Raw genomic sequence first — 14,804 nt, forward strand, 5'->3', positions numbered from 1 at the left:
TGGCATGTTTTAGGAATGCAAAACTTTTTCTACTGATTGCTAATATGGCAGAAGATAAAATGATGCGCCTTAGCCAAGTGGCACGGATCCTGAACGTGGGAATTACTACGATCGTGGATCATCTGTCTGCCAAAGGGTTTAAGGTGGAAAGTAACCCCAATACTAAGATTAATTCGGATCAAATCGACTTTTTGGCCAAGGACTTCAAATCGGAGGACCTGAAAAGCTCTATGGCGCCAAAGCCAGTTTCGACCGAGAAAGCGGAGGAGGTAAAGGAGCAGAAAGTGAAAAGTGATGTTGATGAAATCCTTTATTTTCGCAGTTCGCCAAATAAGCCTGCTGAGGAGAGCAAAACTCCCCCAGAGGCTCCTAAGGAGGAAACTGCGGTTACTGAAAATAAATTACCCGGCATTAAGGTGGTCGGTAAGATCGACCTGAACGCCAAAGGACCTGCTGCACCAGCACCGAAGCCTGTAGCTCCCGCTGCTGAGAAACCAGCAGCTGCCCCGGCTCCGGAGAAACCTGCTGAAGTTCAGGAAGCTCCTAAAGAAGTGGCGCCTACACCTGAGCCCGTAAAAGAGACTCCAGCTGTTCAAGAGCCCAAAATTGAGGAGAAGCCTAAAGAAGTAAAAGTTACTGAGCCTGCTCAGGAGCCTGAAAAAGCACCGCTTCCCGCAGCCGAAGCTCCCAAAGCCGAACCTGCGCCAATAGTGCCTGCAGCACCTATAGCGCCGGTTGCTGCCCCCTTGGCAATGCCTAAGGATGAGCCTAAAGCTGTGGAGGCAGACCCTACCCCCGATACGAAACAACCTAATATAGAACCAATAGTAGCGAACAACCCAAAGGTTCCGGCATCTGAAAGCGGACCGGAAACTACAGAATCGAACGAATCCAAGCTGATTGAAGCCCGTGGGGAACAATTGAGAGGATTAAGAGTGATCGGAAAGATTGAGCTGCCTTCTGACAAGAAGAAGAAAGATCCCGTTGCGTCCAGCGATTCTGCATCAGACAAGAAAAGACGCAGGAAGCGCAAGCGCATCCGTGATGGTGCACCAGCTCCAGCAGCAGGTGCCGCCAAGCCAGCAGGCACCGACGCATCAGGTACGACTGCAAGGTCTACCGATGGTACCGCCAACAAACCTGCCAGTAAACCGGCAGGTACTCCAGGAGCATCGACAGGGACAGACTCCCGTAGCTCGTCCGCTCGAGGAGGTGGACGCGACCGCAACAAACGTGGTGGTAAAAGAGAAGAAGTTTCTGACAAGGAAGTTGCCAGCAACATTAAGGCTACTATGGCCCGAATGGGTGGCACAAATGCCAAAACAACGAGTAGAGGAAAATCCCTTCGCCGTCGTGACCGTGCCGATCGCAACGATCCAAACGGAATGGAAGACGAAGAAACTAAGGTATTACGTGTGACCGAATTCGTTTCGGCCAACGACCTTGCCTCGCTGATGGACGTTACCGTTCAGGAAGTAATCTCGGTTTGTATGAGTATGGGCATGTTTGTTTCCATCAACCAACGCTTAGATGCAGAAGCTATTACCTTCATTGCCGACGAGTTTGGCTTTGAGGTTGCCTTTATCTCTGCCGAAGAAGAAGTTCAGAATGACGTAGTAGAAGAAGTAGACGACGAAGAAAGCCTGAAGGAACGTGCACCTATCGTTACCATTATGGGTCACGTCGATCATGGTAAAACCTCTCTACTCGATTATATCAGACATGAAAACGTTGCCAGTGGTGAGGCCGGTGGTATCACCCAGCACATTGGAGCATATAGCGTAAAAACCAAGACTGGTAAGCAGGTAACGTTCCTAGATACACCGGGTCACGAGGCTTTTACAGCCATGCGTGCTCGTGGAGCTAAAGTTACGGATGTTGTTATCATCGTAATTGCGGCAGACGACAGTGTCATGCCTCAAACACGTGAAGCAATTAACCACGCTCAAGTAGCCGGTGTTCCAATCGTATTTGCCTTTAGTAAGGTAGATAAGGCTGGTGCCAACACTGAAAAAGTAAGAGAAGAACTCGCCAACATGAATTTATTGGTAGAAGAATGGGGTGGTAAATATCAAACTCAGGAAATCTCTTCTAAATCTGGATTGGGTATCGACGAGCTACTAGAGAAAGTATTATTAGAAGCCGAGTTGCTTGACCTTAAAGCCAATCCTTCCAGAAGAGCTCTGGGTACTGTCGTAGAAGCTTCCCTGGATAAGGGACGTGGCTATGTAACGACCATTCTGGTGCAGACCGGAACCCTAAGAGTAGGTGACTCTGTACTGGCAGGTGCGCATTACGGTAAGGTGAAAGCCATGACCGACCACCTAGGTCGTAAGTTGAAGTCAGCAGGACCATCAACCCCGGTACAACTTTTGGGACTTAATGGAGCCCCGCAAGCAGGTGACCGCTTCAACGTATTTGAAAACGAAAGGGATGCCCGTGAGATCGCTACCAAAAGGGAGCAGATCCAACGCGAACAGACGATCCGTACCCGTAAGCATATTACTCTTGAAGAGATCGGGCGGAGAAAGGCCATTGGTTCATTCCGGGAGCTTAACCTGATTGTTAAAGGAGATGTGGATGGATCGGTTGAAGCCCTTTCAGATTCGCTTCTGCAACTATCAACCTCCGAAGTTCAGGTAAATATTATTCATAAAGCGGTTGGTCAGATATCTGAGTCGGACGTTAACCTCGCCATTGCCTCCGATGCCATCATTGTAGGCTTCCAGGTACGTCCTTCTGCTAATGCCAAGAAAATGGCCGAGCAGGATCAGATCGAGATACGCCATTACTCTGTGATTTATAATGCGATTGAAGAGATTAAGGATGCCATGACGGGTATGCTTGCTCCTACCATCGAAGAGATTATCACGGGTAATATCGAAATTCGTGAGGTCTTCAAGATCAGTAGAATCGGTACGATTGCTGGATGTTACGTGACCGACGGTTATGTGAAACGGAATAATAAAATCAGAATTATTCGGGATGGTATCGTACTCCATACAGGGGATATCGACTCACTGAAACGATTTAAAGACGATGTTCAGGAAGTTCGTACTGGTTATGAGTGCGGGGTGAGTATCAAGAATTATAACGATATAGAAGTCGGTGATATCATCGAAAGCTTTGAATTTAAAGAAGTAAAACGCACCATGCTGTAAGCAGCTGGAATGCGGTAAATATGAAAAAAGAGATGGCCTTAACGGCCATCTCTTTTTTCATATCCAAGATGTCTCGCCCTGGATATGCGATTTATTTTTGATGTAGATCATACCTACTCTTCTTCCAACTGATACCGATATATTTTTTGGGATGGTATTTGATAAAGAAGGATCAGTCCCAGGAGAAATATCACCAATAAGGTAAGTATACTGTTACGCATTGAACCCGTAACCTGCTCGACCAAACCATAGAGAAAGGTACCTAAAACGATGGCACATTTCTCGGTGACATCATAAAAGCTAAAATATGAAGCAGTATCGGAAATGTCCTCAGGAATTAGTTTAGAAAAAGTAGCCCGTGACAGGGACTGTAAGCCTCCCATAACCATCCCTACGGTACAAGCTAAGATATAGAATTCCATGGCTTCGGTGGTGTAATAGGCGCCCATACAAATACCAATCCATATCACTACCCCCACCATCAAAGCATATATATTGCCTATTTGACCCGAAAGCCAGGCGAAGGAAAAAGAGCCTACTATCCCTACCAGTTGTATAAGAAGCACGGTAACAATCAAGCTCTCAGAAGGCAATTTCAGTTCCGAAGCTCCAAATATTGTGGCCACATACATCACTGTCCTTAACCCCATGGTGTAGACGAAAAATGCCAGGAGAAATTTCGACAAATATGGTTGTTTCTGTAAATGCTCATACACTTTTTTCAAGGCTTTAAATCCCGACCAAAGGGCAGTCCGGTTAAGTTTCTTCCTTGCGACCTTCGTATTTGGTAAATATCGAAACGGAATCTGTGCAAAAAGAATCCACCAGATCCCGACACTCAAAAAAGAAATACGGGCCGGTAAAGCCTTGTCAGTTATACCATACCACTGGGGAACCATGATCATGCTCAGATTGAATAATAATAAGAACACGCTGCCAAGATATCCCATCGAAAAGCCCTTTGCACTCACCCGGTCATATTGGTCTTCGGTAGCTATCTCAGGAAGGTAGGAGTCATAGAACACAATGGATCCGCTCCATCCCACCAAGCTTATACCAAACAGAATGACTGATATCGTAATGGTATCCTTTGTAAAAAAGAATAAAGACATACAGCTCAGTGCGCCGAGATAGCAGAAAAACTGCATAAATAACTTCTTTTTTCCTGTAAAATCTGCGATGGCCGTACAAAATGGAATAATGGCCGCAGTTATCAGAAAAGCAAGCGAAACGGTATAAGAAAATAAGACAGAGTTTTTGATTTCCCACCCTAGAAATTGAATGTCGGGCGATCCAAAGGCTTTAAGGGTGGTGGCATTGAAATAAACGGGAAATATACTGGAAACAATGACGAGTGCATGTACCGAATTGGCCCAATCGTACATACACCATGCATTGATTACTCTGGAATTATTCTTACTCATATTCAGGGTCTATTTGCTAGTAAATAGGAACGTTTCCTCCGTCTACAATAAAGGCCGATAGCGTTGTTCAATAATATTACGATGGTGTACCGCATGCCCGACTATGACAAAACCTAAGGATAGTGGAGACATATATTGTCCATTTGCTAGGCCTTCCCGAAGCATCATCTCGGGGGTCATGTTTCTATACAATGCCAATGTCCCCCCGCGCACAATCTGGAATTCTTCCATAATATCTTCCAGCGTACGATTCCTTGCATTGCTATTGGCAGCCATTATATTCTCTTCATATCCAGGTAAGGCAGTGAGCTCGTTTCTGGAAAAACGCAGGGCCCTATAACACATGATACGCTCATTGTCGATTACATGCTGCAGGATATCTTTTATAGTCCACTTGCCAGGAGCATAAATTTTATCCCCAATTTCCCGGAGCATGTCCAGAGAAAAAACTTGGTCTGGTGATGTCTTCTCAAGCGCCAATAATAACGAAATGTCATCGCATAGGTTGATATAACGATCGAAGAAGGAGGGCATTCGACTAATTTCAGACTTTTTCACGATTCTACATGGTTAAGTAAATAATAAATATACATCCATATCGCAAAAATGACAACCATCAGACTTCTGCCCAGCCTTTCAATTGGATGGGTCCCGATTATTCGCAAAGGGAATAACAGACAATTTTAAATTTTATTAGCCCGGTTTGCAAGAATTTCTTCGAGGATAGCGTCCCAAAGAAAGAGGCGATTTTGCAGACTTATAATGGCTCCCTGCCTGGCTTCAACCCATTTATCTTCCTGATCTCCGCAGAGTACTGAAGTCATCCGCAAGGCTAGATGACTATGATGATCACCATCCACCTCTATATGGCGATCCAGATAATATTTAAATAAACCAACACTTTCAGGAAAACGGGTATTCAGATCGTTGATGATGGATAAAAACATATTAGGAATCAAATCCTCCCGACCAAAGGTAAAGACCGCCGCCTGTTCGTGCAGCTTGCCGCCTTCGATTACATCAAAGGTATTGGTTACAAATTCCCGGGCGGCCTTGGGGATTCCCTCCCCTTCCAAAGCTCGTTCCACCGCTACCCCTTGCCGCAACGCAAGAATGAAATTCTGAACGGGCTCCATGTCACAGCCAATCTGGGTCATGGCATCCAAATACATTTCAAAATGACTTTGCTTCCCTCCGGCATCATTGATGTCTGACTCCTCACCGGCGACAATTTCATTGATCAAGCTTCTTGTTTCGGCGTCTCCTACGGGTAACCAGGGTACCGTTGTGCATGTTAACCCGTTCTGCAGCGTTTTCAATAAGGACATAAAGTCCCAAACAGCATATACATGATACTGCATAAAAACCTGGAGATCTTCCAGATCTTGAATGGATCGGTAAACAGAATGTTGAATAATTTGCTGACGAAGACTGGCTATCTCCGAATTAATTGAATCTATTTGAGCTTGCATGCTTTAATTGAATGGTACAAAAATTTGCCGGCTTTCAGTCTTTTCAGGACCAATAGCCGGCTACAAAAGTACGTTCAACCACAGTAAATAGATGATTAATATCCCATTTTTTTATCGGTTTCCCGGGTTTTCAAATAAACAAACCCTCATAATGTTCCGAAGAGTCCAGAATACCTCCGCTTCTAGCGTAAAATGTATTATTGGTCGGATATACTCCCTTTTGAGTCTTAACCCAACTCTGCTGAGCCATGGGATGAAAGTCCACTAATTTATCCCAATTTTTATAATACTGATGCCCATTGGTTTCTTGCAGACCTACATGCATCCCAGGGAATGGCTGCAAGCGTGCCGCAACATTTTTATTCCAATCTACCAGAATAGGATTGACCGTGAGATCGGCACAAAAACAGGGAATATTCTTTTCGTAAGCTAGCTGAGCGATTTTCATCGTCATACTCATCGTTTTGGCAATGGCCTTTAATGCTAGTGCGGTGTAGCCAAGCTCAATTCGATGCGCCGCATCCTGCACAGTATGAGCACTCTCGTCAGAAGCTACTCTCACCCCCAGATCGCCTACGTACGATTCATTATGTTCTTCGAAGGGCTCTTCTATGACGGCTATCTGATCGAAAGCTCCGATTTTTTTGGCATGATCCAAAAAACGCATTAAAGTCTCCTTTTTTTCATACCGCCCATTGGCATCGAAATAGTACGGAATCTTTCCATTATGGGTATGCGGAGTTTCTATATGCCCAATAGCCTTGTGTACGGCTGTAAGAAATGCAATATCCTTTTCGATCATTTCCTTTTGAGTTCCAGCCGCCCCAGTCTTTAATTTCATGATAAAGTATCCCTCATCGGCAGCGGCCTTAATACGACTTGCCTCGGTACCCACGGCGAATGAAGGGATGCTCGCTACCTGAGCGTGTTTATAGGATAGGCCGGGCTTATAGGCAGCAGGGATCATCTCATCAAAATTATGGAGCCCATTTTCCCGGGCATATAAGATCCAAGCCGCATTGTCGACCGCTACCAAGGCATTCAAAGCGAAAGTCTTTCGTAAGTCAGGGTTTCCGGTGATACGCTTACCATAGGCCCAAACTTCTGGGAATAGGCTATCAAGAAGAGCTACCGGATTTGTAAAAGATTCGCCTTTCAGCATTTGAGTGGCACGCTCGGTCATGGCATACATAATGGCATTGCCCCCACTCTCCGAATGGGCTGCAAATACCTTTGAGTCGGACCATAATACTCCCTGCGTGCCCAGGCCTACCGCATGCTGGCCACCTTCTGATGCTAGACGGACCGCAGACTGCCAACTATCGGTAATCGCACTCCCCTTAAATCGGTAGGGATATAAAGGTTCCCTTTCAAAATTGGCACTTACCTCCGAGATAATTATCCGTTTGTCCCCCTTTACTGGCTCTCCTGCTTCTTCCAGCGGATTGAGTTGGAGGGTTAAGGCGGAAGCCATGCCTGCCTTTGCTATAAATTCTCTTCTATTCATCGTAGATGTGTTCGATATAGGTTAAATGCCAAAATTATGAATCCCCATATCCTACCTACCCTACTGCCCCATAAGCGTAACCAGTATGTTTCGATTACCCCCATAGTTTCGGTGCTCACAAAGATAAATGCCCTGCCAAGTCCCAAGTGCCAATGCGCCATCTTTTACAGGTATCATTACCGATGCACCGAGTATGGCGGCCTTCAAATGAGCAGGCATATCGTCGGATCCTTCATAGTCATGACGATAATCCGGGTCATTCTCGGGTACATATTTGTTAAAATATGTTTCAAAATCTATTCTAACCGTTGGATCGGCATCTTCATTGAGAGCTAGAGAAGCAGAGGTATGCTGTATAAAAATCTGGCATATCCCCACCTCTATAGGCAGCGGGTTCCCCAATAGCCTTCGTATGTCGTCCGTTATGCTATGGAACCCCCTGGACCTTGCTCTTAGGGTAAGCGACTTCTGTATGATCTTCACGGAAATAAGCTAGAATTGATTTAGGCCATAAATGAAACAAAAATATAATTTACATCATAAAAAAACCCGTCATTATCTGTTGACAAGGACGGGATCTATATAAATAAAACGGAAGGCTAAAAGACGAAGTAGGCTCCAACATAGGCCGAAGAGCTTTTATTTCGAAATCGATTATTAGGCTCCGGCAGGGTTTGCACCGTAGTGGTGGTGCGAAGCTCATTGAACAAATACTGGTAAGCAACCTTGGCACCAAATCGTTTGGAAAACTTGTATTTTACATAAAATTGAGAATTCAAGGATCCATTGTCCCTATCCCCAATCAACAGGTAATTTGGGGAGGTAGGTTTGGCACTCACCGTTCTATACTTTCCGTTGCTTATATATCGTGGTGATTCCGTTGGACCGAAAGAAAACCCAACCAGGTCAATTGAAAAACCAGCCTGCCATTTGTCCGTGATGCGATAGCCCAAATTTAACATCAGATTGGCAGCATACACCCGAGGTGAAGAAACTAAAAGTGTATCAATATTGGCATCGTTAGACGTAAGATTGGCTGGTGCCGTAGTGAAATTTAGGTCAGAGCCCGAAAATCCAGTAAATCTTAATCCGGTTCCTACAATTATTCTATTGTTCTTACCAAAATAATGGTCATACTGAAAAGCGCCCATCCCACTAAAATTGGATGAACCAACAGCCACCCCTGCATCAATTAGGAACTGATGACGTAAAGAATCCTGAGCATAGGATACTGGTATATAAATAAAAATAAATCCGAAAAGTAAAGCTATCTTTTTCATGACCCGTTTACTGAAATTAATTTAATGGTTAACGTTAGTGATTCTCCCACCAATACGTATACTACCCAGTAAACGTTGCACAACGGTCAGAAAAAGGGTATAACGTCTGGCAAACAGGCCAGACGCTATAGATCTTAATTGAGAAAAGTGAAGAACTGATCTCTGGGTGTCCTTACTTTTTTAAGGTTCACCAGCCAGTCTTCAGAGCTATCCCGATAGCCCAGTGGCAGGATAGCGGTACTCTTTAATCCCCTGGCTTCCAATCCTAAAAGCGTATCCAGAGCATTGGCGTCAAATCCTTCCATCGGCGTTGCGTCTACTCTGACTTCCGCCGCAGCGGCCATGGCCAGGCCTAAGGATATATAGGCCTGTTTTGCCGTATGGGCAAAATTCTCAGCCTCACTCCTACCGGATAGGATATTTAGCAGATTCTTTCTGTAGGCATCTGTGGCCGTATTCGGCAACCCCCGCTCTTGATTCGCCCTACTGAAAGTATCATTTACACGGTCTACCGTATAGTTGTCCCAGGCCGCAAAAACGAGCAGATGCGAAGCATCTACAATCTGACTTTGTCCAAATGCTATGGGCTGTATTTTCTCCTTAAGTTCCTGATTGCTGATCACGATTATTTCGAACGGCTGTAACCCCGATGAAGAAGGTGCCAGATGTGCGGCCTCCAATATCACTGCCAATTTCTCCTCCGAGACACGCTTGCCATTCATTTTCTTGGTTGCATAGCGCCAATTTAGATTTTCTATTAAACTCATTATTTTTAAAATTCATTTACATGTATCAACATATAAATGAATCTCAAGCATAATAAGTTCAATAAGCGCCCGGTTAGGAAAGGGAGGAAGGAAGAAAACTATCGGATATCATTAAATTTCCCTTGGCTCAGATCTCCCGTTTCAAATCCCTTCTTAAACCAATACATACGCTGTTGCGAACTACCATGAGTAAAGGCATCTGGAACTACATAGCCCTGCGATTGTTTCTGGAGTTTATCATCTCCAATAGCATTTGCGGCATTGAGAGCCGCTTCCAGATCACCCGGTTCCAAAATATTACTTTGCTTATGAGCATGGTAGGCCCACACACCAGCCAGGAAATCTGCCTGGAGCTCCAGTTTCACTGATAATTTATTATAATCGGCCTGACTCATTCTTCCGCGTTGATTTTGAACCTGATCGGAAATGCCCATTAGATTCTGAACATGATGGCCAACTTCGTGCGCTACCACATAAGCTACTGCAAATTCACCAGGCGCCTTAAATTTCGTCCGGAGCTCTTCGCAAAAAGAAAGGTCGATATATACCTGTTGGTCAGCAGGGCAATAGAAGGGCCCCATCGCTGCAGATGCTCCGCCACACCCCCCTTGGGTTACCTGCTCAAATATTTGCAGCGTAGGCGCTTGATAACGACCTCCGTTTTGGGCATAAATTTCTGTCCACACATCTTCAGTACTTCCTAAAACTGCAGAGACAAAATCGGCGGTGCGGTCGTCGGGGCGAGGCCCTGCTGGGCGACTCGTAACCTGCTCGCTTCCCTGCATACCTTGCAGATTAGATAACATTTCTCCAGGGTCGCGGCCAGTGAGCAGGCTTAACACTACCACTATCACCACCCCAACGCCACCAATGGCTACTTTGCCAGTACCTGACATTCCACGTCGATCATCAACATTATTACTTCTTCTCAGATTTTGCCAACGCATGTTATTTAATTTATGGTCCTTACAAAATGTTTGTACAATGTACTGCAAATGGCAATAAAGGTAACAATTCGATCCTTAAAAAACCTGTACCTAAATCGGCTCCTTGAAGCAAAAAATAGCCTCGGAGAGTATCCTTTCTGGGTAATGGCATACAAATTGCCTGAATTTAGTGAAGATTCTTAATAATTAATCCAGGAATACCTATGCTTCAATCAAGAAATTCACGCTATCTCACAGCCACAATCGTGTTGGGTGGTATTTTAGCCTCCTTTTGGGGAAGCCGTAAGGGCGGTAGTAATCAGAATAACCGAACGGTTAAAAAAAGACAAAATAAGCTGGATAGAAACCTTCTTACCCCTGCTAATGCTACATTTGGTATTGCCTGGGGTGTAATCTACTCAGGTACAGCAGCCCTGATATTCCATCAGGCTAGCTCTAGGCAGCTCTCTAACCCCCGGTATGCCAGGGCTCAAAACTGGCTTAGAGCCAATTATATACTGGGCGCCCTATTCGGTTACTTTTTCTCCCGTTCCGATCGGACGGGACGAGTGGGCGCAGCATTGACCACCATGAGCATGCTGCCTGCAGCCCTGGGTCTACATCGTGCCTTGGCTATTGGTCAATTCACTCCCCCTCAACCCGAGCGCACGCTTCAAAAATCAGTAAGTCTTTATACTGGATGGTTAGGAGCTGCAAGTGCTATCAGTTTGATCAACCTGCTTCAGGAAGCGGGTTATTTTACCAAAAAAAAGGCCGCAGTAAGGATATCTCAATATGCCATACCGACCTTAGCTACTGGTGCAATAGCCGCATCAAGGAGCTTGCGCGATCCATATTTACTGATTCCCATAGCCGGTGCCTTGCTTGGGATCGCAGCAAAACAACAGCATTCCAATAAATCAGTAGCCCAACTGTCCTTAACCATTGCTGGTACCATATTAGCCGACCTGCTGAATAATTTAGGAACAAATGGAAAAGTTATCCCGGTAAAAGCCCCATCTACTTAGCAATTCATTCATATCGGTCAGGATCTAAGCGATAAATCCGCTCATAGTCCTGCCAGAAGGTATCTTCCCCTTCGGGGCGGAGAAATGACTCAGGGTTAGCAGGGGGGCTAACCTCCTCCCTGCCCTGACGATAGTCCAGGTATAATCGGGCCGCCCCCCAGGCGTGCTGAAGGGTACAGTTGAGTCGATAATGTCGCTCTACGGCTTCAGCCATTTTTTGGAAATAATGAGCATTGGCTTCCACCAGATCCCGCTCATTCATCCAATCGGAAGCTTTTAACCGCGACCCTACCATGTATATCAGACTATGAATAATATGTACCTGTACAGAATACAGTTTCTTGCCCGCTTGCTCCACTTCCTTTTCCATTCTCCAGAAATTAAATTCAAATGATATTTTCAGTATCAATACTACAATACACAATAGTATCAATTCTTCAATTCTTTTCCTAATACACTCCTTATAAATTCTTAGAAGAAGACAGAGGATAGTATTCTATTCATAAAATATCAGATTAAGACACCAGATATTCCAAAATGCTTAAACATATATATAACCAGAACCCACGATTCCTTAACTTTCGGAATGGCGTTGTTAAAGAGCTAGCTCCCTCCATAATGAGGTGAATCTAAAAAGCAAAAGACTGATTTTCGCCAACGAATCCTATTGAACCTATACGACCATCTATAACCTAGATCATATGAATTATTTGGATGAGTTTAAAAAATTCATTTCAAGTCATCAGCTAAGTGCGGGAATACGAATCACATTAGGCGCCGTATTGCCAAGCCTTATATTACAGCATTACGGTATACTGAGCGAGTATATTGCTTTTCCGTTGGGCACGCTACTGCTTGGGGCGACCGATTCTCCTGGTCCTTTCACCCGTCGGCGCAATGCCCTTTTACTGGCCATATTCACCTATTTTATGGTGGCGCTCATCACAGGCTATCTTCGGCAGTATGAATTTGCAGTATATGCGGAAATAGTCTTATTTGGCATCTTCTTCTCCCTGGCCGGAGTATACGGTAACCGCGCCAATAGCATAGGGTTGATCGCCCTGCTCGTTTTTGTATTTAATATTGACGATCACCTTAGTCATGACCTAGGCTTACGAACCGTTTTTATTTTCTCCCTGGGTGGAATCTGGTATTTAATTTTGTTTTTGATATTACAAAAATTAAGACCCTATGTCTTAATCCGCCAGCTGTTAGGAGAAAATTTCATCGAATTGGGTAAGCTTTTGTCCATCAAAGCTGGCTACTACGTGGCTAAGCCCAAATATGAGGATCTGTTTAGCCAAATGGTCCATCAACAAGTTATCCTAAGAGAAAACCATCAAAATTTGAGGGAGATATTATTCAAGACCAGGGAGTTTGTCAATGAGTCCAATACCACCAGTCGAACCCTGATGTTGATGTTCCTGGACAGTATCGACCTGTTTGAGCGTATCTTAAATGCCCAGCAAGATTATCATCACCTTCATAAGTCCTTCGACGATAGTCGGATTCTACGTCTTTTTGGCACTTACCTCAATTGGCTGGCCGCTGAAATTCAACAGATCGGGATTGCAGTACAGAGTGGTGTGCCCTCAAAGCCCAAACATGACCTAGATCTTTCTATCAATAAATGTATACGAGCCTTCGATAGTCTGAGAAGTCGGCGCCTGACAGAAGCTAACGTCGAAGACTTTATGATGCTCAGACAGATCCTCAACCGAATGCAGGACATCACCGAAAGGGTAAAAAAACTTCACCGGGCTACCACTTATGACACCAAAATCAGTAATGAACTCGAAGTAAATGTCAATCTTGAAAATTTCATCCCCAAACAAGATTACCACCCACGGATTTTATTGGATAATATTTCCTTAAAATCAGGACATTTCAGGCATGCTTTACGTGTAACCCTGGCCTTATTGATAGCCTATTCCATTTCGCTAAGCTTCGATTTCGGCCATGGATACTGGGTCTTGCTGACGGTGGTTACCATTATGAAACCGGCCTTTAGCCTAACAAAACAACGTAATATTTATCGTATAGGAGGAACATTCACGGGGTTAACGGCAGGATTCCTGCTACTATACTGGGTACACGATGGTACGGTACTTTTTATGGCTCTGATGTTCGCTATGATATCGGCATATACCTTCCTGAAAAGCAATTACTTTATAGCCTCGACCTCCATTACCCTATATGTGATTCTCTGTTTTTACTTTCTTAATCCTGCTAATTTAAACGGAGTACTACAGGATAGAGCCATTGATACTTTATTAGGATCAGTCATCGCGTTTCTGATCTCTTCTTATGTACTTCCCGTTTGGGAACATTCTCAGATCAACCAATATATCGGGGAGGCCATCCGCGCTAACAGGCAGTATTTCGACACAATAGCCGCGCGCTTTACCGGCCATTCCATAGATCTGGGGGAAGTAAAAGAAGCAAGAAAAAACGCTATAATCGCCTTGGCAAACCTTTCCGATAATTTTGAAAAAATGCTTTCGGAGCCCAAAAATCAGCAGCCTAATATGGCTGAATACCATCAGTTTGTAGCGTCTAGCCATATGCTCACCTCCTATGTCGCTTCCTTATCATTTTACGTTGAAACCGGTTCCTTTCAGGAATTTGCTCCTGAGTTCGAACGCATGCTGAAACAGATAGACCGCCAATTTGAAGCCGGGCTTCATATTCTGGAAGGCAGGATTGAGGGAAATATTGAGGTGGCACGTGAAGCCCTTCCACCTAACCAGAAACTGATTGATCTATTAACCATTCGTAAGAAAGAGATAAAGGAGCTGGGAATTGAACTATCGGCACAGTCTCCCCAACGGCGCCTGTTGTCCGACCTTAAAACAATCAATGGACTCTTTGAGCTAATCAGCACCATTACCATCGATGAGATTAAGATTTTGCAATCTATTGCCCAGAAAAATCCCGTTTTGAATCAATCCGAAATTCCGACATAAGGGAGACAGCGTAAATATTCTATAAACCATATATAAACACCAATGTTAACAGGTACAGAAAGAAAAAACATTAGCATAGGAGCAGCCGTATCCATCGTTTTGAAGCAACATCAGCGTACAGGCCAGCTCACCGAAGGGGTGGTTCAGGCCATACTCACCAAGTCTCCACAACATCCTCATGGAATAAAAGTACGGCTGGAGAGTGGGCAAATTGGCCGCGTAAAAGAAATACATGAAGAATAAACTAGCAGTACTTCCAAAATTAAAACTTCA

Annotated in this window: 13 protein-coding genes; 4 read left to right on the forward strand and 9 right to left on the reverse strand. The window is 44.6% G+C overall.

The genetic code is table 11. From position 1 onward, the window contains the following. The first annotated feature begins 44 nt into the window (after positions 1-44). The gene (infB, locus tag X939_RS0112085; protein WP_025763533.1) at positions 45-3,161 is read left to right on the forward strand and encodes a translation initiation factor IF-2; all 3,117 of its coding nucleotides are present in this window, start codon (positions 45-47) and stop codon (positions 3,159-3,161) included. A 113-nt stretch (positions 3,162-3,274) separates the two neighbouring features. On the opposite strand, the gene X939_RS0112090 is transcribed toward infB, so the two are convergent. The 8 genes from X939_RS0112090 to ypfJ all read right to left on the reverse strand — a co-directional run bounded on the left by X939_RS0112090 (position 3,275) and on the right by ypfJ (position 10,558). Next, positions 3,275-4,585, reverse strand: a complete 1,311-nt coding sequence (locus X939_RS0112090) for an MFS transporter (RefSeq protein WP_025763534.1) — start codon at positions 4,583-4,585, stop codon at positions 3,275-3,277. Between the two features lie 42 nt (positions 4,586-4,627). Beyond that, positions 4,628-5,143 (reverse strand): DinB family protein, encoded by a 516-nt coding sequence (locus X939_RS0112095; protein WP_025763535.1) that lies wholly within the window; start codon positions 5,141-5,143, stop codon positions 4,628-4,630. 125 nt (positions 5,144-5,268) lie between these two features. Next, positions 5,269-6,057 carry a DUF3050 domain-containing protein gene (locus tag X939_RS0112100; protein WP_025763536.1) on the reverse strand — a complete coding sequence of 263 codons (789 nt, stop codon included), beginning with the start codon at positions 6,055-6,057 and terminating at the stop codon, positions 5,269-5,271. A gap of 130 nt (positions 6,058-6,187) precedes the next feature. After that, positions 6,188-7,564, reverse strand: a complete 1,377-nt coding sequence (locus X939_RS0112105; RefSeq protein ID WP_044199336.1) for a mandelate racemase/muconate lactonizing enzyme family protein — start codon at positions 7,562-7,564, stop codon at positions 6,188-6,190. Positions 7,565-7,624: 60 nt separating this feature from the next. After that, on the reverse strand, positions 7,625-8,047 hold the full coding sequence (locus X939_RS0112110) for a secondary thiamine-phosphate synthase enzyme YjbQ (protein WP_025763538.1): 423 nt from the start codon (positions 8,045-8,047) through the stop codon (positions 7,625-7,627). A gap of 116 nt (positions 8,048-8,163) precedes the next feature. Further along, positions 8,164-8,844: a hypothetical protein gene (locus X939_RS0112115; protein ID WP_025763539.1), complete on the reverse strand. Its 681-nt coding sequence runs from the start codon at positions 8,842-8,844 to the stop codon at positions 8,164-8,166. A 134-nt stretch (positions 8,845-8,978) separates the two neighbouring features. Continuing rightward, entirely contained in the window at positions 8,979-9,611 is a 633-nt protein-coding gene (locus X939_RS0112120) for an NAD(P)H-dependent oxidoreductase (RefSeq protein ID WP_025763540.1), read from the reverse strand. 98 nt (positions 9,612-9,709) lie between these two features. Beyond that, positions 9,710-10,558: a KPN_02809 family neutral zinc metallopeptidase gene (gene ypfJ, locus X939_RS0112125; protein WP_025763541.1), complete on the reverse strand. Its 849-nt coding sequence runs from the start codon at positions 10,556-10,558 to the stop codon at positions 9,710-9,712. Between the two features lie 203 nt (positions 10,559-10,761). Between ypfJ and X939_RS23080 the strand changes: the two genes are divergently transcribed. Next, the gene (locus tag X939_RS23080; protein WP_025763542.1) at positions 10,762-11,565 is read left to right on the forward strand and encodes a TspO-related membrane protein; all 804 of its coding nucleotides are present in this window, start codon (positions 10,762-10,764) and stop codon (positions 11,563-11,565) included. Positions 11,566-11,569: 4 nt separating this feature from the next. Here X939_RS23080 and X939_RS0112135 read toward each other — a convergent pair whose 3' ends face one another. Continuing rightward, positions 11,570-11,935 (reverse strand): hypothetical protein, encoded by a 366-nt coding sequence (locus X939_RS0112135; protein WP_025763543.1) that lies wholly within the window; start codon positions 11,933-11,935, stop codon positions 11,570-11,572. 331 nt (positions 11,936-12,266) lie between these two features. On the opposite strand from X939_RS0112135, the gene X939_RS0112140 reads away from it, so the two are divergent. Continuing rightward, positions 12,267-14,531, forward strand: a complete 2,265-nt coding sequence (locus X939_RS0112140) for an FUSC family protein (RefSeq protein WP_025763544.1) — start codon at positions 12,267-12,269, stop codon at positions 14,529-14,531. Between the two features lie 42 nt (positions 14,532-14,573). After that, positions 14,574-14,774, forward strand: coding sequence for a YwbE family protein (locus X939_RS0112145; RefSeq protein ID WP_025763545.1), 201 nt, complete (start codon positions 14,574-14,576; stop codon positions 14,772-14,774). The last annotated feature ends 30 nt before the right edge of the window (positions 14,775-14,804 follow it).

The organism is Dyadobacter tibetensis Y620-1 (assembly GCF_000566685.1).
GTDB classification, from domain to species: Bacteria; Bacteroidota; Bacteroidia; order Cytophagales; family Spirosomataceae; genus Dyadobacter; species Dyadobacter tibetensis.

What these genes read in the sequence shown, in the direction of transcription:
- X939_RS0112105 (WP_044199336.1), bottom strand. Translation starts at nt 7,564, where the DNA reads ATGAATAGAAGAGAATTTATAGCAAAGGCAGGCATGGCTTCCGCCTTA.
- X939_RS0112120 (WP_025763540.1), bottom strand. Translation starts at nt 9,611, where the DNA reads ATGAGTTTAATAGAAAATCTAAATTGGCGCTATGCAACCAAGAAAATG.
- X939_RS0112145 (WP_025763545.1), top strand. Translation starts at nt 14,574, where the DNA reads ATGTTAACAGGTACAGAAAGAAAAAACATTAGCATAGGAGCAGCCGTA.
- X939_RS0112135 (WP_025763543.1), bottom strand. Translation starts at nt 11,935, where the DNA reads ATGGAAAAGGAAGTGGAGCAAGCGGGCAAGAAACTGTATTCTGTACAG.
- X939_RS23080 (WP_025763542.1), top strand. Translation starts at nt 10,762, where the DNA reads ATGCTTCAATCAAGAAATTCACGCTATCTCACAGCCACAATCGTGTTG.
- ypfJ (WP_025763541.1), bottom strand. Translation starts at nt 10,558, where the DNA reads ATGCGTTGGCAAAATCTGAGAAGAAGTAATAATGTTGATGATCGACGT.
- X939_RS0112115 (WP_025763539.1), bottom strand. Translation starts at nt 8,844, where the DNA reads ATGAAAAAGATAGCTTTACTTTTCGGATTTATTTTTATTTATATACCA.
- X939_RS0112140 (WP_025763544.1), top strand. Translation starts at nt 12,267, where the DNA reads ATGAATTATTTGGATGAGTTTAAAAAATTCATTTCAAGTCATCAGCTA.
- infB (WP_025763533.1), top strand. Translation starts at nt 45, where the DNA reads ATGGCAGAAGATAAAATGATGCGCCTTAGCCAAGTGGCACGGATCCTG.
- X939_RS0112100 (WP_025763536.1), bottom strand. Translation starts at nt 6,057, where the DNA reads ATGCAAGCTCAAATAGATTCAATTAATTCGGAGATAGCCAGTCTTCGT.
- X939_RS0112090 (WP_025763534.1), bottom strand. Translation starts at nt 4,585, where the DNA reads ATGAGTAAGAATAATTCCAGAGTAATCAATGCATGGTGTATGTACGAT.